Here is a 17,950-nt window from a genome sequence, read left to right as displayed (position 1 = left end):
TATGATGGAAAATGTAACCCCTCGGGAGCTAGCGCGCTTATTTGATAGTACGCACCAATTACTTAAACTTTACCATCAAAAGCAAAAATGGTCTCAAATCTTCCCTTTATTAAGTAACCTTGCTGAGCGGTACTACCTATTATACCAAGCCTACCCAAAAGGGATGCAAGCGCAATTAAGCTTGTATGTAGCGAACCACGGCTACACCACAAATTTAGTTGTAAACCAATGTGTTGTAGCCTGTATTTTATGCCGTAGTCTTAATTACAACCAAGCTATTAGTGAGCAAATTATTAGTTGCTGCTTAGCTAATTACCTGTGCGTGCAATCGCAAAGTAATAAATTAGCAGCAAGTAAAACACTCACCCCGCAAGATAAAAAACTATGGCAATGCCGTCATCAATTAGCGGCAAAGCTTCTAAAAGAGTCAGGCTCGCATACGCTACCTATTCAGCACTTATTAGCGCGTTTAAATAAGTATAAACAAGCACTACTCAGTGCACCAAAAATTATGATTTACGATGGTGCAACAACCTTAGTTGCTTTGGCTAACATTATTGCGATGAATACGACTTATCGCGAGTCAGGTGGGCACATAAGCGTATACAAAGCGTTAGCTGATATATATTTGCGTACACCGAACGAATTTGCACAAAATGCCATAAAAGCTCTGATTGCGCATATTGGCCCTTACATTCCGGCCAGTGAAGTAAAATATGCCGAACAAGTACTTATCTATTTAGCGACAGATGAACATGGTCGTCATATTTTAGTCGATGTGAGTCGTCCTGAAAAAATTCGTTGGCATCGCATCAAGGCAAGCTTAACGACTTGCGCTAAGCAAAGGCCTTGTAAAGATACTCGCTTGCTCTACACAGTATGGTTTAGTGAGAAGATAAGTTTTGCTGAGCCACAACCAATAAATGAGCAACGTAGGCAACAATATTTAACGTTAATTAGTGCATTAAAAGTATCAAAAGAATATAGCTATCAAGGTTTAAATAAGCTTTTAAGCCCCTACCCTGAATTAATAACACAGCTCACTGTTGCCGCTAAACCCTATAATAAAGAGCAGCAAAGAGCTAAAGACTTGCGCCATTGTTTATCTATGGTCGGATACGATAACGCCCCTGCGATTATTCAAAAAGTATTGTTTCAACGCTTAGTCGCAACCACCTCTCACCCACTTTTTCAGCATATATCTAAGCGGCTTGAAAACATGGTACGTATTATCCAAGCGTTATTTAAACACACCGATTCAATTCAATTTGAGCAGGTTGCTTTGCCATTGTATGCCTATGTTCTTTATCTTTGTGAACATCAAGCAACCAGTATTTCCCGTAAAACGGTATTTGAGCAAGCTGAAAAACAAGTGATTAGCCCTCCTCTTGGCTGTTTGTTTGGGGTTAGTCAATTAAACCAAGAACCACTAACGGCGTATTTAAATCAACTGATTGGCGATAACAGTTGGACACAACATTTACTTGGTAGTGAGCAACATGATAAACAAACACTTGATATCAATGAAAAGCATTGGGTCGCGATTAAGCTATTTACTTATTATGTTTTTCAGCCAAAAGCACTTTTTAGTAGTTGGCAGGAACAAATTATTTTCGATAGTTTATCGGCCGCTGGATGGCAATCAAAAGCAGATTTTTATGCATATCTCAAAAACTGTGAATTTGCAGACAATTTTTAGATTGTGTTGTTAAAAAGTGCGAAAACGTTAAATAAATATGAACTTTAGTCTATTTATAGTCAGTATTCACAGGATAAACTGGCAAAAAGCTGAATAAATTGCTATAAAAGCCGCTTAAATTTTCAAACACATCCACGTAAACCCTCTAACAAGTAAATCGCATGCTATTTCGCGATAAGTTTACGTGTTTATCTACTCATAAATAGGAAAAGTAAATGGCTAAACAAACCATCACAGTGATCAAAGGCGACGGCATTGGTCCTAGCATTATTGATTCAGCACTTGAGATCCTTAAAGCTGCAGGTTGCGATTTTGATTATGAATTCGTTGATGCTGGCCTTGCTGCCCTAGAAAAAACTGGTGAGTTACTTCCGCAAGAAACAATCGACACAATCGCGCGTAACAAGATCACTTTAAAAGGTCCATTAACAACACCAGTTGGTGAAGGTTTCACTTCGATCAACGTAACTTTACGTAAAAAGTTTGGCCTTTACGCTAACGTTCGTCCTGTTAAGTCATTTGCAGGTACAAAAGCTCGTTACGATGACATCGACATCATCACTATTCGTGAAAACACGCAAGGTATGTACTCAGGTCTTGGCCAAGTTGTTTCTGAAGATGGTAACGAAGCTGAAGCAATGTCAAAAATCACCCGTGAAGGTGCAGAAAAAATCGTTACTTTTGCATACGAACTAGCGGTACGTGAAGGCCGTAAAAAAGTAACAGCTGTACACAAAGCGAATATCCTTAAATCTACATCTGGTTTATTCTTAAAAGTGGCACGTGAAGTAGCTGAGCGTTACCCACAAATCGAATCAACCGAAATGATTGTTGATGCAACTTGTATGAAACTAGTTATGACTCCTGATGAGTTTGATGTAATCGTTACTACAAACTTATTCGGTGACATCCTATCTGACCTATGTGCTGGTCTTGTTGGTGGTTTAGGTATGGCTCCTGGCGCAAACATCAGTGAAGATGCAGCAATCTTCGAAGCTGTACACGGTAGTGCACCAGACATCGCAGGTAAAAACCTTGCAAACCCAACATCAGTGATCTTAGCATCTATCCAAATGTTAGAGCACTTAGGTATGGGCGACACTGCAGAGCGAATCCGTAGCGCAGTTGCTGATGTTATCAAGTCAGGCGACCGTACAACTCGCGACCTAGGCGGCAGCCACGGTACTACAGACTTCACTCAAGCTGTAATTGAGCGTCTATAATAGAACACTTGTTTAAGGCTAATAAACTTAGCCCTTAACCACCTAGCAAAAGCCAGTCTACGACTGGCTTTTTTATTACCCCACTTAACCAGACACCCACTTTATCTAACAAGATTTAAACACATAAAACTAGACACCCACATTTATTCTTTCAAAATACTAACCAGACATCCAATGTAATATTTCGCACTTTTCAAAATTATGACTAAACTTACACTGTTCAACTCATGGAGGAGAAGAGCATGGCAACCCCTCGTAGAAACTTAATTAGCGTTTCAAACACGCCTTATTATCACTGCATTTCACGCTGCGTTCGTCGCGCTTTTTTGTGCGGGCAAGACCCACTAACTGGTCGTTCATATGAACACAGGCGCGATTGGGTTGAAAAGAAACTACTTCAACTTGGTCGTATATTTTGTATTGATGTTTGTGCTTACGCAGTTATGAGTAACCATACTCATCTAGTACTTCATATTGATATAGCAAAAGCAAATCGTTTGAATAATAAAGCAATTCTGATTAGATGGCACAAGTTATTTAAAAGTACATTCCTTTGCCAACGATTCTTAAATGGCGAATTGCTAACAAAAGCAGAGCTTTCTGCGATTAATGCCAGAGTAAATTTATATCGAGAGAGGCTCAGCAGTATTAGTTGGTTTATGCGCGTTCTTAATGAGAGTATTGCACGACAAGCAAATCAAGAAGATGAGTGCAAAGGACGCTTTTGGGAAGGTCGCTTTAAATCACAAGCTTTACTTGATGAAGCAGCTCTTGCAGCTTGCCTTGCTTATGTAGATTTAAACCCTGTAAGAGCGAAAGCGGCTGATTTACCTGAGCAATCTGACTACACCAGTATAAAAACACGCATTGAGTCAGCTCAAAACAATAAGCAACCAAAATCACTTATGCGTTTTGCAGGTAAACCACATAAGCATATGCCTAAAGGTCTGCCGTATGAGCTCAAAACATACCTGCAACTCGTTGATTGGACTGGCCGCTCAATACGAGAAGATAAGCCAGGGAGAATCCCCGAAGATGCGTTACCAATTCTTGAACGATTAAATATTTGTATTGATAACTGGCTTACACTCACCACCTCTTTTTCACGCTCATTTAAGAATACGGCGGGTAAAGAACAAGCTATCACAGCTTATACAAATCATATGAAACGAAAACGAAGAAGTTCTATAGCTAATAGCTTAGCCTTATTTACTTAGGTACGCATTCGACACTAAAAATCAGTCTTACAAATCCAATCCTTTTAATTCTAGAGGCATAACGACTTTTGCAACTAGCGCTGACCAGTGTGTAAAATTAAAGATTAACTCAGCACATAAGGCTGAAATTTAATAAATGACAATGAAAAATCACTATTCTTTCTAGCAATTCAGCTTGTTCTCAATAATTCACATCTTACTTAAGCTACATCTGTTTAAAAATAAGTTGGGTGTCTCATTAAACTGATTAAATATAAGTTGGGTGTCTAATTATAAAAAAGAAACCTATTCTGATAGTAGCTAAGTTATTCGTGGGAGAAATGGAAATGAACTAACTATTGGTATAGTTACCAATTTTCCACACCAACAATTCAATGCATAGTTACACCCCAAAATAATGACAACTAAGCATCTAGATGCAGCAAAAATATCAAAAAACTCAAATATAGAAAAATTAATGCAAAAAGCCACATTTTCGGTTGACATCAGTTTCCAAAACACTTAAAAATACTACTAACATTTTTTAAACAGCAGCCATCTAGTCGGCTGTGCATTTTTTAGAAGAAAATTAAAAAATAATGAATATTCGCCGTCACCTTTTAGTCGTCAACGTTCTCGTACTGGTCTTAGTTACAAGCCCAGCGGGAGGCTATTAAAAGGTGAAAGCACGCTTTTTAAAAAACCCCCGCCATATGCGGGGGTTTTTTTATGCATTTATGCTTGCACACACAGAGGAATGAGGATGAGTACAACTGAATACAATGGATCCGAACTAGTTGTTCGGGCACTTAAAGAATTGAATGTTAAGTATATTTTTGGCTACCCTGGTGGATCTGTTCTTGATTTATATGACGCGTTATTTCAACAAGAAGATATTGAACATATCTTAGTACGTCACGAACAAGCCGCTACTCATATGGCTGATGGTTATGCCCGTGCTACCGGTGAAGTCGGTGTGGTGCTAGCAACTTCTGGCCCTGGCGCTACAAACTGTGTAACAGGTATCGCGACAGCGTACATGGATTCTATCCCAATGGTGGTGTTATCTGGCCAAGTTCCTACTGGTTTAATTGGTGATGATGCATTCCAAGAAACTGATATTGTTGGTTGTTCTCGCCCTATCGTAAAGCACAGCTATAACTGTCGAAGCGCAAAAGATATTCCAACAATCTTAGCTAAAGCATTCTACTTAGCCAGCACAGGCCGCCCTGGTCCGGTTGTGGTTGAATTACCTAAAGATATGCTTAACCCTGAGTTAAAGTTCCCATTCGAATTTCCAAAAACAACTGAGCTTCGAACTTATAACCCGAACACTAAAGGCCACTCAAAACAAATTCGTAAAGCAGTGAACGCAATTTTAGAAGCTAAAAAACTGGTTATTTACTCAGGTGGCGGCATTATTCTATCAAATACCTCTGAGCAACTAACTCACTTGGTTGAATCATTAAACGCGCCAATCACTAACACCTTAATGGGTCTAGGTGGTATCAGCGGTACTCACCCTAACTTTATTGGTATGTTAGGTATGCATGGTAGCCTTGAGGCAAATAAAGCCATGGCAAATGCTGATGTTATTTTAGCTTTAGGTGCTCGATTCGATGATCGGGTAACGAATAACGTTAAAAAGTTCTGCCCTAATGCCACTATCGTTCATGTTGATGTTGACCCAACCTCAATTTCTAAAACAATTAAAGCGCACATCCCGGTTGTTGGCTGCTTGAAAACAGTGCTTGAGCAGTTACAAACGGCGATTGATAAGAGCCCTATTTCAATTGATCGTTCTGCACAAGAAGACTGGTGGCGTCAAATCATTAGCTGGCGTGAACAAAAATGCCTAAGCTACAGCACGGATGGCGATAAAATCAAACCACAAGCGGTTATCGAGGCAATTTACAAAGCAACCAATGGTGATGCTTACATTAGCTCTGATGTAGGTCAGCATCAAATGTTTGCAGCTCAGTATTATCCGTTTAAACACCCTCGCCAATGGATTAACTCTGGTGGCTTAGGCACCATGGGCTTTGGTTTACCTGCGGCAATGGGCGTTAAGCTTGCCTTCCCTGATAAAGAGTCTATCTGTGTGACGGGTGATGGTTCAATTCAGATGAACATTCAAGAGCTATCAACTTGCTTACAATACAATTTAGCTGTGAAAGTTGTGTCGTTGAATAACCGTTCACTGGGCATGGTACGTCAGTGGCAAGATATGATGTATTCAGGTCGTCACTCATCTTCTTACATGGAATCACTTCCCGATTTCGTGAAATTAGTAGAAAGCTATGGCCACGTAGGTATTCGCGTTGATCATATTGATGAGCTCCAGCCTGCTATTGAAAAAGCAATGTCTATTAACGACAGACTGGTATTTTTAGACATCTGTGTAGATGAAAAAGAACATGTTTACCCTATGCAAATCAAGCTAGGGGCAGTCGATGATATGTGGTTACGTAAAGGAGTAAAAGCATAATGCGCCGTATTTTATCAATCTTATTAGAAAACGAACCTGGCTCGTTATCGCGCATTGTAGGCTTATTTTCACAGCGCGCTTACAACATCGATAGCCTGACTGTTGGCACGACTGACGATCATTCTCTTTCGCGTATTACCATTACAACCATGGGTGATGATCGCATCGTTGAGCAAATCACTAAACAAGTGAACAAGCTTGTAGATGTTCTTAAGATTATTGACTTAACCGAAATGGCGCACATCGAGCGTGAGCTATTATTAGTGAAAGTTTTTGCCCAAGATGAAACCACTCGAGCAGCAGTAACGCGTGTTGCTGATGTATTCCAAGGTGCTATTTTAGATATGGGGCGCCACAGCTACACACTACAACTCGTAGCGAGCACAGAAAAAATTGAATCTTTCCTTGATACCCTGCGTCACGAATCAGACATTATTGAAGTTGTACGTTCAGGTGCGGTTGGTATTGGTCGTGGTGATAAAGCGTTAAAGGCATAAGCCTTTTTCGCTAGCGCGACAAAACGCAAGATACAAAAAAAGGGCTATAAGCCCTTTTTTCAATAATTAGTAAGTTATCCTATTAAGGATTAACTTGGTCTTTAAGACCTTTACCCGCTTTAAAGCTTGGGATAGTTGCTGCTGCGATTTGGATTTCTGCACCAGTTTGTGGGTTACGGCCAGTACGCGCTGCACGCTCTTTTACTGAGAAAGTACCAAAACCAACTAATGCTACTGAGTTACCTTCTTTAAGAGAGTTAGTAACTGCGCCAGTGAATGCATCTAGTGCACGAGTTGCTGCCGCTTTTGAGATTTCTGCATCAGTAGCAATTTTTTCAACTAATTGAGCTTTATTCATTGTTAGATTCCTATTCGTTATTATTTTGCCTTCGCAAAACCTATCTTTATGCATTTTTGAGAAGTTAGCAACAGCAAATTGCTATTTTTACGTAATTTATTCAAAAATGACTACTATTTAACTATCAATCACAAGGTTAGTGACATCAGTATTAATAAAGACTTAATTTAACTTCCATCACAAAATTTTATGATAGCCAAACCATCATTCAATTTTCTCGATAACCAAGGTAACTTCCCCGACCTCAAAGCCAAACTTATCAATAGCGGTACGGTTTATCAAGCGTGATTGTGTTACCAAGTACATCCAATCATCGAAATTTACCACTAAAGTACTACCATCATATGGAAGCTCGACAGAATATGTCCAATGGAACACGCTTCCATTGCTCTCACCCTTTGCTTCGCCAATCACATCTGATGCTGTTCCTGTGATACTGCCATCATCATTAATGGTGATGTACCAAACACGGGTTTGCGTTTCGCCATCATCATAAACAAATTGCTCGTCAATCACTCCCTGATTGCCGTTCCAAGATGCTTGCATGTCAACTACCAGCTTACGAGTTAACTCGCCCTTGTGGTCTTGCACAACGCCGTAGGCTTTGAGCTCACCACTAAAAAACTGCTTAAAGTCAAACTTAGGCTCTGTTCCGTGATAATAATCAACATCTGGCGCAGAGCAGCTGGTAATTAACAGTACCATAGCAAAAATAAAGAGTGCTTTGAGCTTAATCATGTTTCCCTCCAATAAGCTGTTTACGAAGTGATGGTTCAGACGTGTCGGCGCTTAACCAAATTGCTAAGAAGTTGTCAGCGAATCTATTATCATCGATCTGACCTAGCTTTTTATCATTAAAGTAGAAAGTACCAATTCCTTGCTCGTTGGTTTGAAACGACAACGAATCGTTTTTTTTGATATCAGGCCAAAGGGCTAATAATTGTTTATCGTAAGCACCAACCATGTCATTGAGCTTTAAATGTTGCCATTGCTCGTTGGTTGCTTTGACGATGTCTTTCGCATCGAAATCCCGCAAATAAGTCAGTGTAAGTTTGCTGGGGTGTTGGCCAAACTGATACGAACCCGATGGGGTCTCTAATTTAGCGTTATAAACATCCCAAAACAGATACTCCATTTTCGCTTGGCCCACCGTTTTAAAGCCATTTGCATATACGCCCGCAGAGAACAATAACGCAGCAAATAAACTTAAATTAAGTGGCTGTTTCATCGAATAATCCTTAAAGTTGTGTTGTAAAACACTACGAAAAACCACCTAAAACTGATCATTTAGCCGCTAAAAATCGCTTATTAATAGCGATAATAGCCATAAACATACTTGCCCAACCCAAACCATAAACGAGCCAAAACTGCCAAAGAACGAGCTCAGTATTAAGCACTTCAAAGCGCATTCCAGCATAGTAACTAGCAGGAGCAAATAGCGCGCAAACACCCCAAGCAATATACCAAGGCAGCTTTTGTAGAAAGTGCATCGAAGTATTAATGGTTAAAAGTAGTGCAGCCCAAAGTACAGCAAGCCATAGAGGAAAAGGGCTTACTTTAAAGGCAAGTAAATTTAAGCTGCTGGCAAGCCATTCATAGCCCAGTGCGAGAGGCAAACCACATAAGAGTAGCCAACTATCTTGCTGGCGTTGCTTTGATAGATAAATCATCAAAGCGACAACAGCTAAAGCGGGTATCAGAGAGTTGTGCTCAAGGAGTAAGGCCATAAACCAGACTCCTTGAAACAAAGCAAAATTAATAATCGAGCGCGATATCATTGCCAGAATGGCCAAAACGAGGTTTACGGGCAACTAAATGAACGGTACTGATAGCACGGGTTCTAAACGCACCTTCACAGTAAGCTAAATAAAATAACCATAAGCGATAGAATCGCTGGTCAAATTTCACTTTATCTATTTCAGGCCAGCTAGCCACAAAACGCTCACGCCAATCAGCCAAAGTTCTTGCATAGTGAACACCAATATCTTTTACACTGTGCACAACCATGTCTGTTTGCTGCTTTATTTGCTTGTTCATTTCGTCTAAACAAGGTAAACAGCCACCTGGGAAGATGTACTGCTGAATAAAATCGGAATTTTTAAGGTAATGACTGTAACGCTGATCAGCTATGGTGATTGCTTGAATAAGCATTGCACCACTGTCTTTTAATAAAGACTGACATTTGGCAAAAAAGCCTGGCAAATACTCATGCCCAACAGCTTCAATCATTTCAATTGATACAAGCTTATCGTACTTGCCCTCTAAGAGGCGGTAATCCTGCTTTAATAACGTTATTTTATGCTCAAGGTTAAGCTCTTTAACCTTTTGTTCAACATAGGCATGTTGCTCATCAGAAATGGTGGTCGTTGTTACATGGCAATCAAAATGTGTTGCTGCATAAATCGCAAATGCGCCCCACCCTGTGCCAATCTCAATCACCGAATCACCAGGTTGTAAATCAACCTGCTCACAAATCAATGCGAGTTTGTGCGCTTGGGCCTGTTCAAGGCTAGCTTGTTTTGACGGGTAAACAGCACATGAATACAACATTTCGTCACTTAAAAATGCACTGTATAAATCGTTGCCTAAATCATAGTGCGCCGCAATGTTCTTTTTCGAACCACTGGCAGAGTTTTTATTTTTAATGTGATTAACTCGGTGCGCAATGCCACTTAAGAAGGCGAATTTTTTCTCGAATGCATCTAGCTGATCTTGGTTTAAAGCGAATATTTCAATAAGTTTAGTGAGGTTGTCACAATCCCAATAGCCAAGAATATACGCTTCTCCGGCACCCACACTGCCAGATAACGCAAATGACTTATACATAGCAGCATCATTTACCGTGACCGTTGCGTGTAAATCACTTGTAATGTCACCGAATTGCTCTGTTTGGTTACCCTCTTTTAGGGTAATGCAACCGATGTTGATACTATTGAATGCACCTATTACCAGTTTTTTATAAAGCTTTGTCATCCAGCCGGTCGTTTGGGCTTGTGTTAAATTTGATACTTTTTCCATCACATCACCTAGTTGAATTCTCTTGTTTGCCCGAGTGGCCAATAAATGGCACACGTTTGCAAAACAACTTCAAAGCATGAAGGTAAATACCTTTAAAAATACTTAACGTCATAGCCGGAAACTGTTTAAGCACGGCACTAACCTGCTCTTTCGTGAGAGGCTGCTTTTGCAAACGCAGGGTTGCATCAAACAAAAGAGTGTCGTCTTTTTTATTTTCAATATGAATCATGGTGTTATCAGAATTCATTCTAATATGCCAATGATAGTTCATATCTAAGTTCATGAAAGGTGATACGGAGAAAACCTTTTTAAAGTTCACTTTTTTTTCAAGGGGTACGACATAATAATGACGTTCATTCCAGGGCGTGTTGCTGACTTCAGCAAGCATGTGAGTGAACTCGCCATGACTAGTTTGGAAGAAGAAAAAGTTAACCGGGCTAAAATAAATTCCTAAACAGCGCACCTGTCCGAGCATAAAAACATGGGTAAATTCATCGTCAATGCCAAGCTCTTTAATTTTGTTAAGTGCACGCTGCTTGAGTGGCAACTGCATATCGGTTTGATAATTAAAATAGTCGCTCTGATTAAATTTAAGCGCCTTGAAACCACTTAAGCCAAGCCAAGGATGAACTCCATTAAGCTCATCAGGCTTAGCTAAATCGACCCACATCATATAAAGCGGGTATTTAAAGTGATGCTCTTTGACGGCAAAGCGCCTGTGGCGAACATCACCTACATAAATGGCGCTATTCAAACTCGACTCCGAGTTGCTTTGCCACATTTACAGCACTTCTTACACCATCTTCGTGGAAGCCGTTGTACCAGTACGCTCCGCAAAAATAGCTGTTATTTTTACCGTCAATAAGAGACTTTTGCTGCTGAGCGGCAATCGACTGCTTATTAAATACCGGGTGATGATAGGTAAACTCGCGTAAAATTTTATCTTTTTTAATGCCATCAAGATGGTTAAGCGTGACACAAAATTGCGTATTGCTTTGAATCCCTTGCAAAATATTCATCTGATAAGTTACAACAGCAGCTTTGTCTGTGTTGTTATTTAACAGATAATTCCAACTCGCCCATGCTGCTTTGCGTTTTGGTAGCAGTGTAGTATCAGTGTGTAGTACCACTGAATTAGCCGTATAAGGTATCGCTGAGAGAACACTTTTTTCGTCTTCGCTTGGGTCTAATAACAGCTTTAAAGCTTGATCTGAGTGGCAAGCAAACACAACTTTATCGAATGATTCACTGTGGCCATCATCAAAATGAACATGCACATTGTCATCTTTTCGAGATACCGAGCTGATATTACTATTTAAACGAATTTTATCAGCAAAACCTTGGATCATAGGTTTAATGTATTCGCGAGAGCCACCCGGAATAACATACCACTGCGGACGATTAGTGATGTCCAACAAACCATGGTTATAAAAGAACTTAACAAAAAACTCTACGCCAACTTGCGCCATCTCTTTAATGCTTGTTGACCAAATAGCAGCGCCCATCGGCAAGATATAATGAAAACGGAAGAACTCGTTAAAATCATGCTCGTCTAAAAACTCACCTAGAGTTTGATTTGCTTTGTAATTTTTTTCAGCATGTAATGATTTACACACATCATTAAAGCGCACAATGTCTTTTAAAAGTTTCCAGAATTTAGGGCGAAAGATATTGCGTTTTTGTGCGAACAAGCTCCAAAAAGTATGACCGTTATATTCAAAGCCTGCTTGTTCGTTATGCACACTAAAGCTCATTTGGGTTTTCTGACGCTCAACGCCCAAGCGCTTAAGTAGTTTTTCAAAATATGGGTAAGTTCGGTCGTTAAAGACAATAAAGCCTGTATCAACAGCGTACTCAACGCCATCAACTTTTACGTCTATGGTTGCAGTATGGCCACCTATGTAGTCGTTTTTCTCAAATACGGTTACATCGTAGTGTTTATGCAATAGGTGCGCACAGCTTAAACCCGCTATGCCAGATCCAATAACAGCCACTTTTTTCAACGTGATAATCCTTTTGCAAGCTTCAGCCAAAGTGGCGTAGGAAGCATTCTTAAAAATTTTAAAATGAAGGTAAAACGGTGCGGAAAGTGCACTTCTTTGCGCCTTTTCGCGACCCCTTTATAAATATAATTTGCCGCTTTTTCTGCACTCACCGCCATTGGCATAGGGAAGTCATTTTTGTCTGTAAGCGGCGTTTTAACAAAACCTGGGTGAACTAAAGTGACATCGATATCTTTTAAATCAACCGCTAAGCTATTAGCTAAATAACTTACACCCGCTTTAGACGCACCGTATGCTTGGCTGCGCGGTAAGGGTAAATAAGTCACACTCGAGCTTACGATCACCAGCTGACCACCGGGCTTTATTTTTGGTAATAGCGCCTCAAGGCAATAGCCCATACTGAGCAGATTGGTCGTGATCACCCGTTCAAACAAGCTACTGTCAAAATTGCGAGCATCATCAATGTATTCACAATTGCCGGCATTGAGAATAACCCGATCAAATTCTTTATAAGCCACTGTGCTCGAACGAATGTCTTGAAGGTCTGTTGCATCAAATTGGCAAGACTCAATATTTTGATGTTGGCTCAATTTAGCAAGCTTTTCTGAATTTCTACCGCATGCAATGACCTGCTCATCGTTGTCTGCATAAAGCGTTGCTAATGACTCGCCAATACCTGAGGTAGCACCTGTAATTAATGTCGTCATTATGCACTCGCTCTTTTGTCGATGTATTTCACAGCTGAGCCGAGTATTGGAATATGCCTATAAAGCATAGCGCCTACGTCAAAATAATCGCGATGATTGATTATCTTATCGCCAGCAAATTTTAAACGGCTATGACCCGCAACCGAGATTGCTTGGCCTTTATTAAGCTTTGGATGGCGATAATGCATGGTCCAATAAATAAACGCGATGTCGTCTTTACCCTCTGTATTTTCAGTAACATAGCTGTCTTCGATAGCAAATTCACAAGAAAGCACATTGGCATAGAGATTTTTAAAATAATCTCGCAGCGAGCCCAGACCATTTACCGCATGCAAGGGATCTGCAAACTGGATATCTGGGTGATAAATTTCATCCAGTAACTGTAAATTGTCTTTATTGAGTGATTGATAAACATCAATAAACCTATCAAGGATCGCCTTGTCCATGTCACACCTTAAATGCGTTTAGCGCTCGCTCTCGCGCGGCTTTATGATCAACAATTGCTGGCCAATAACTGCTCGACTTACCCTGTTTCGCTAAATAATCATGCGGAAAATGGATTTGTTTGGCAGGTATTTTTTCCAGCTCTGGTAAATATTTACGGATAAATTCACCATCTGGATCAAATCGCTCGCTTTGGGTGATAGGATTAAAAATTCGAAAATATGGCTGAGCATCACACCCCGTACTTGCAGCCCATTGCCAGCCACCGTTGTTAGATGCAAGGTCGCCGTCTATAAGGTGCTGCATAAAAAAGCGTTCGCCTTTACGCCAATCAATTAATAAATGCTTGGTTAAAAAGCTCGCGACCACCATGCGTAAACGGTTATGCATCCAGCCAGTTTGCAGTAGCTGCCTCATTGCAGCATCAACTAACGGGTAGCCTGTTTTACCTTCGCACCATGCTTTAAAGTCGCTGTCATCATCACGCCACTTCACGGCGTTGTATTTCTCATTAAAGTTATCGTATTTATTTAGGTTTGGATAAATCGCGATAAGATGGCGGTAAAACTCACGCCAAATCAATTCGTTAACCCAACAAAATAAATTGCTCTTACTGCTGCGTAGTACATCAGGATGGCGCTGCTGGATCAGTGCCAATAATTGATGAACGCTGATAATGCCAAGTGCTAAGTAAGGGCTTAAACCTGAGGTGCCTTTAATGCTTGGGATATCACGCTGGTCTTGATATGTTGCGAGTTTTTCTTCAATAAAGCGCGCGCAAACGTGGCTGAGTGTTTCATCATCAACAGGCCATTTTTCTGAGCTGCCGTCTGGGGCCAATAACTCATTTGGCTGCCACTCAGTGGGCTCAAACATCTGCGGTGGTTCAGCAAAATAAAAGTGGGTGTCTTGATAAACTTTTAGCCATGCATTTTTAAATGGCGTAAATACTTTGAACATCTCACCGCTTTGATTTTTGATGCTTCCCGGTGGCGCAATCACATCGCCGTCGTATGCGTAAAAAGCAATCCCATTGCTGTCAGCGTGCTGTAAAAAGGCTTTATCTCGGTTTACCTCGTTAAGCTCATATTCGTTGTTAGCGTATACATTTTTTACTTGATGCTGCTCGCAAAATGACGCTAATTTTTCAACACAGCCTGCGTAATCAGCTGCATCAATAATATGTAATTCAATACCTTTGCTAGCTAAAAGCTGCCCCAAAAAGCTAAGCCTCCGCTTTAATAAATCTAGCTGAATAGCAGCTACATCATGCTTTTGCCATTGCTTTTCAGTAATAAAAAACACTGCATTTCGGCAGCCATTTTCGATTGCCTGATACAAGGCATCGTTATTAAAAAGGCGCAGATCGCGCCTAAACCAAAATAATGTGTTCATTAAATTCCGTAGCGTAGTTTTAATTCGTTCGGATAAGGGTCAAGGTACACTTGCTTAGCAAGGTACTCATTTGGATGCACTTTTAAATGATGCTTAATTAACGTAAGTGGTACGTAAAGTGGAACTAACCCTTGGCGATATTCATCAATGGCATCACGTAGTTCTTGTTTTTCAACTTTAGAAAGTGATTTTTTAAAATAACCTTGCAAGTGCATTAATGTATTAGCGTTATTTTTACGTGAAGCTGGTTTTTTAAGGGCTGTCATTAACCCTAAAATGTATTCATCAGCCAAAGTTTGGATATCTTCGCCGTCAAAAGTGCCAAGTAGGTTTCCTAGACTACGGTAAGCTTCGTAGTTATGCGCCATCAATAAGTACTTATATTGGGCATGAAACTGAGTCAATCTATGTACTGTGAGTGGTTGCTCGCTTAATGTTTGCCAGTGCTTGTAGGTATAAACACGCATTACAAAGTTTTCGCGTAAGTGCATATCGTTTAAACGACCGTTTTCTTCGCATGGTAACAATGGGTTATGTACCATTATTTGCTCTGCAAAAAAGCCGATACCTTCAGAGGTATTGCCAGTACCCGCTTCGTTATAAATTTTAATACGTTCCATTCCGCAACTAGGGCTTTTGGCGCAAAATACAAAGCCGCTTAACTCTGCAGTTTGTTCTGTGGCAACTCGTTTGCCGTATTCTGTTAATTTAGGCCCAACATCGCCAGTGCCATCTGGACGACACACTTTAATGGTATCGCCAACACGCACTTGACGAATAGTTGGTCTGGGGATTGGTAGCCCTACCGCTACTTCAGGGCAAAACTTTTTATATTCGACATGCTTGCCAAGCTCATCCATACAGAAATTTGATTTTTTATGGCCTGTATCAAAGCGCACTTTATCGCCTGCTAAGCAGGCACTTAAACCAATTTTTATTGTTGATTGCTGCATATAAACCCTACTAATAAATAAGATTACCAATTGGATTCAGGAGTTTGCTAATACCTTTGTTGAAGTGCAGCGCACTGCTAACTACGGTAAAACATAAACAACCTTGTTCAGTTTTTGGCGTGTGATTATGACGACCATCAAGCATCATAAAATCACCCGGTACATAGTGTCCGTCTTCATCACTGAACTCACCATCTAACAATAACGTTAGCTCAAAACCCGTATGTGTGTGCTCAGGAATTTCACCACCCGCATCAATATGAAGCAGACTTGCTCGTAACGCGCCATCATCTAAATCAATACGAGAACGGGCAAGTTTACCTATTTGCATAAACTTACTATGACCAATACGGGTAAGCGCTCTAGGTAATGTGTAAGTTTTGTTTTTAACATCTACCGACACCTGTGCTTGCTCGTAAACTTCATCAATAGTTTCATCAACTGTGATCGCATCAAACATACTAGAATCAAACATGTCATCCATATCAATAGCGGATTCTGCAAATACATTGTCTGCATTTTTGGCTTCAAGCGCAGCGAGCTCTTTTTGACACACCGGACACATTTCAACATGAATAGCGACTGCAACACTCAAAGTGGCAGGTAAATTACCTTCGCTGAACTTGGCAAGTAATTCGTTGCTAGGATGGTGCTTAATCATGGTGATCTCCCATTTCATTGCGTAACTTCTGCAAGGCTAAGCGAAGACGAGATTTCACTGTGCCTACGGGAATATTTAAATGCTCAGCAAGTTGTTCTTGCGACATATCTTGAAAGTACACCCCGCGCACAACTTCACGTTGCGCAAGCGGTAATTTATCAAGATATTGCTTAATCTGTTTATCTTCTAAATGGTCACTAAATTCGTGCTGGCCGGGCTCGGTTTCATCTATCAATGGCCAAATATCTTCACTAATGCACTCTTCTTTGCTGCTCTTCATTTTTCTTAGCATATCGAAAGAGGCATTACGCATAACTGTATATACCCAAGTTGTCGCCGCCCCTTTTTCTTTGTGATAAAGATGCGCTTTACGCCAAACTGAGGTTAGTGTTTCTTGAACTAATTCCATCGCTTGCGCTTCAGAGCCAAATTGTTTGATCCCAAAACGTTTTATTTTTGGCGAAAAATATTGGAACAGCACTGCAAACGCACGTTTATCACGGTGCGCAGCAACAGCAAATAAGGCATCAGCAAGCTCTTTGCTTGGTGTATCTGGCATGGCAGAGTATTGACCTGTGTTAGGTTTACAACCTGTTTGAAGTTGTTGACTTACCATCTTTGTGTCATCCAATTATTGTCGTAAAAACTTATACGCCAAAAAGTTGATGTGAGATCACATTAATCAGTAAATTCGTTGTTAATTAGAGTATGGAGGAAACTTAGCAAGTTTTCAAAATTAGATTTAAAGGCAAGTTGTTGTTTTTTAACTAATGAAATAGGTAAAATTTCAAGCCAGCGGGCAACAACCCAAGCAAGGTTGTCAAATTGTGGGGTTTTATATAGACCTGCTAAATCAGGCTGATTTGCAAACACAGCACGAAGCGTGTCGCTTAGTAAGGTGTTTTCGTCATTGATTGGTGTGTTTACATACCATGAAGGCGACGTAATTAGTTCGATGTCGGCATGGCGTAGTTGCTGCTTATCTTGATATGCGTTGTACATAGACACTGCATGTTCAGCATAAACATCAATTAATAATTGGCCACTATCATCTTGATTGAAGTCGGTTATTTGCACTAAACAACCTATTTCTGGCAAGTTAAGATCTGTGTCGTGTTGGTAAGTGCAAAGCACAAAACCTGTATTATCTTGTACAGCTTCTTTGACCATCGTTAAGTAACGCTGCTCAAAAATTCTTAGCTTGGTGAACCCTTCAGGTAAAATAAAAACCGGTAAAGGAAAAATCGCACGCTTCATAAAGTCTACTATTCTAAAACCACATGCCTTTAATTACGTGCGTTTTTAATC

19 protein-coding genes are annotated in these 17,950 nt (G+C 40.3%); 5 read left to right on the top strand and 14 right to left on the bottom strand.

The features are described from left to right. The first annotated feature begins 1 nt into the window (after position 1). The 5 genes from L1266_RS08670 to ilvN all read left to right on the top strand — a co-directional run bounded on the left by L1266_RS08670 (position 2) and on the right by ilvN (position 7,103). Positions 2 to 1,699, top strand: a complete 1,698-nt coding sequence (locus tag L1266_RS08670; RefSeq protein WP_235377323.1) for a hypothetical protein — start codon at positions 2 to 4, stop codon at positions 1,697 to 1,699. Between the two features lie 215 nt (positions 1,700 to 1,914). Next, the gene (locus L1266_RS08665) at positions 1,915 to 2,922 is read left to right on the top strand and encodes an isocitrate dehydrogenase (protein ID WP_054552001.1); all 1,008 of its coding nucleotides are present in this window, start codon (positions 1,915 to 1,917) and stop codon (positions 2,920 to 2,922) included. Between the two features lie 242 nt (positions 2,923 to 3,164). Further along, entirely contained in the window at positions 3,165 to 4,139 is a 975-nt protein-coding gene (locus tag L1266_RS08660; RefSeq protein ID WP_235377322.1) for a transposase, read from the top strand. A 742-nt stretch (positions 4,140 to 4,881) separates the two neighbouring features. Further along, positions 4,882 to 6,606, top strand: a complete 1,725-nt coding sequence (locus tag L1266_RS08655) for an acetolactate synthase 3 large subunit (RefSeq protein WP_054551999.1) — start codon at positions 4,882 to 4,884, stop codon at positions 6,604 to 6,606. After that, positions 6,606 to 7,103 (top strand): acetolactate synthase small subunit, encoded by a 498-nt coding sequence (ilvN, locus tag L1266_RS08650; protein WP_054551998.1) that lies wholly within the window; start codon positions 6,606 to 6,608, stop codon positions 7,101 to 7,103. The genes L1266_RS08655 and ilvN overlap by 1 nt, the downstream gene beginning before the upstream one ends. 82 nt (positions 7,104 to 7,185) lie before the next feature. On the opposite strand, the gene L1266_RS08645 is transcribed toward ilvN, so the two are convergent. From L1266_RS08645 to L1266_RS08580, 14 genes are all read right to left on the bottom strand, one after another. Beyond that, a complete protein-coding gene (locus L1266_RS08645) occupies positions 7,186 to 7,461 on the bottom strand; it encodes an HU family DNA-binding protein (protein ID WP_036972004.1) in 276 nt (91 codons plus the stop codon). Positions 7,462 to 7,665: 204 nt separating this feature from the next. Then, positions 7,666 to 8,199 (bottom strand): DUF3833 domain-containing protein, encoded by a 534-nt coding sequence (locus tag L1266_RS08640; RefSeq protein ID WP_054551997.1) that lies wholly within the window; start codon positions 8,197 to 8,199, stop codon positions 7,666 to 7,668. After that, positions 8,192 to 8,689: a chalcone isomerase family protein gene (locus L1266_RS08635; protein ID WP_235377321.1), complete on the bottom strand. Its 498-nt coding sequence runs from the start codon at positions 8,687 to 8,689 to the stop codon at positions 8,192 to 8,194. Before L1266_RS08635 ends, L1266_RS08640 begins: the two co-directional genes overlap by 8 nt. A gap of 55 nt (positions 8,690 to 8,744) precedes the next feature. Next, positions 8,745 to 9,239 carry a DUF2878 family protein gene (locus L1266_RS08630; RefSeq protein WP_138599482.1) on the bottom strand — a complete coding sequence of 165 codons (495 nt, stop codon included), beginning with the start codon at positions 9,237 to 9,239 and terminating at the stop codon, positions 8,745 to 8,747. Continuing rightward, positions 9,217 to 10,479 (bottom strand): SAM-dependent methyltransferase, encoded by a 1,263-nt coding sequence (locus L1266_RS08625; protein ID WP_235377320.1) that lies wholly within the window; start codon positions 10,477 to 10,479, stop codon positions 9,217 to 9,219. Before L1266_RS08625 ends, L1266_RS08630 begins: the two co-directional genes overlap by 23 nt. 4 nt (positions 10,480 to 10,483) lie before the next feature. After that, positions 10,484 to 11,233: a DUF1365 domain-containing protein gene (locus L1266_RS08620; RefSeq protein WP_235377351.1), complete on the bottom strand. Its 750-nt coding sequence runs from the start codon at positions 11,231 to 11,233 to the stop codon at positions 10,484 to 10,486. After that, positions 11,226 to 12,482, bottom strand: a complete 1,257-nt coding sequence (locus L1266_RS08615; RefSeq protein ID WP_235377319.1) for an NAD(P)/FAD-dependent oxidoreductase — start codon at positions 12,480 to 12,482, stop codon at positions 11,226 to 11,228. Before L1266_RS08615 ends, L1266_RS08620 begins: the two co-directional genes overlap by 8 nt. After that, positions 12,479 to 13,189, bottom strand: a complete 711-nt coding sequence (locus L1266_RS08610) for an SDR family NAD(P)-dependent oxidoreductase (protein ID WP_235377318.1) — start codon at positions 13,187 to 13,189, stop codon at positions 12,479 to 12,481. The genes L1266_RS08615 and L1266_RS08610 overlap by 4 nt, the downstream gene beginning before the upstream one ends. Next, entirely contained in the window at positions 13,189 to 13,635 is a 447-nt protein-coding gene (locus L1266_RS08605; protein WP_235377317.1) for a nuclear transport factor 2 family protein, read from the bottom strand. The genes L1266_RS08610 and L1266_RS08605 overlap by 1 nt, the downstream gene beginning before the upstream one ends. 1 nt (position 13,636) lies before the next feature. Next, entirely contained in the window at positions 13,637 to 15,028 is a 1,392-nt protein-coding gene (phrB, locus tag L1266_RS08600; RefSeq protein WP_235377316.1) for a deoxyribodipyrimidine photo-lyase, read from the bottom strand. Continuing rightward, the gene (locus L1266_RS08595; protein WP_235377315.1) at positions 15,028 to 15,981 is read right to left on the bottom strand and encodes a YbgA family protein; all 954 of its coding nucleotides are present in this window, start codon (positions 15,979 to 15,981) and stop codon (positions 15,028 to 15,030) included. The genes phrB and L1266_RS08595 overlap by 1 nt, the downstream gene beginning before the upstream one ends. Positions 15,982 to 15,991: 10 nt before the next feature. Further along, positions 15,992 to 16,642, bottom strand: a complete 651-nt coding sequence (locus L1266_RS08590; protein ID WP_235377314.1) for a ChrR family anti-sigma-E factor — start codon at positions 16,640 to 16,642, stop codon at positions 15,992 to 15,994. Then, positions 16,635 to 17,258, bottom strand: a complete 624-nt coding sequence (locus tag L1266_RS08585) for a sigma-70 family RNA polymerase sigma factor (RefSeq protein WP_235377313.1) — start codon at positions 17,256 to 17,258, stop codon at positions 16,635 to 16,637. Before L1266_RS08585 ends, L1266_RS08590 begins: the two co-directional genes overlap by 8 nt. A 62-nt stretch (positions 17,259 to 17,320) precedes the next feature. Beyond that, positions 17,321 to 17,899: an LON peptidase substrate-binding domain-containing protein gene (locus L1266_RS08580; protein WP_235377312.1), complete on the bottom strand. Its 579-nt coding sequence runs from the start codon at positions 17,897 to 17,899 to the stop codon at positions 17,321 to 17,323. Between the last annotated feature and the right edge of the window lie 51 nt (positions 17,900 to 17,950).

It is taken from the genome of Pseudoalteromonas sp. Cn5-37, assembly GCF_021532495.1.
Classification (GTDB): Bacteria; Pseudomonadota; Gammaproteobacteria; order Enterobacterales; family Alteromonadaceae; genus Pseudoalteromonas; species Pseudoalteromonas simplex.
The sequence above is the reverse complement of the archived record's forward strand: the minus strand, read 5'-3'. Positions and strand labels throughout refer to the sequence as shown.